Genomic DNA, 529 nt, shown 5'->3' with positions numbered 1-529 from the left:
GAGCCGCTGCCCCATGCCCAGGGAGAAGCCGCCGACCCGCTTCCTCGCCACCGCGCGCAGGCCCACGAGATCGATCATCTCGTTCACCCGGCGCGAGGGGATCCCGTGGGTCGCGGCGAGCGCCAGCAGGTGGTGGTACGCGCTGCGCCCGGTGTGGACGGCACGCGCCTCCAGCATCGCCCCCACCTCGTGCAGCGGCGCCCGGTGCTCGGCGTAGCTCCTGCCGTTGACCACGGCCCGGCCCGAGGTGGGCGCGTCCAGTCCGAGGAGCATCCGCATCGTGGTGGACTTGCCGGCCCCGTTCGGCCCGAGGAACCCGGTCACCGTACCGGGACGCACCGTGAAGCTGAGATCGTCCACGGCGATGCGCTCGCCGTAGCGTTTCGTGAGGGAATGGGCCTCGATCATGGAGTGTCCTCTCACTTCCCGAGGAGCTTCTTCGCGACCCGTGCCGCCGCCTCGCTCTCGGCCGCGGCGGGCGACAGCTCGCTCAGCGTGTCGAGGTCGGTGTCCTGCCGCAGCTCCGTCT

1 protein-coding gene is annotated in these 529 nt (G+C 71.6%); it reads right to left on the bottom strand.

The window, feature by feature from the left end; translation table 11 throughout:
• Positions 1–408 (bottom strand): ATP-binding cassette domain-containing protein (locus RH94_RS43415; protein WP_234425780.1); only part of this gene is annotated, 408 nt, incomplete at its 3' end.
• Between the last annotated feature and the right edge of the window lie 121 nt (positions 409–529).

It is taken from the genome of Streptomyces kebangsaanensis, assembly GCF_001906585.1.
In the GTDB taxonomy this organism is placed as follows: domain Bacteria; phylum Actinomycetota; class Actinomycetes; order Streptomycetales; family Streptomycetaceae; genus Streptomyces; species Streptomyces kebangsaanensis.
Note: the sequence above shows the minus strand (reverse complement) of the source record. Positions and strands in the feature narration are given on the sequence as shown.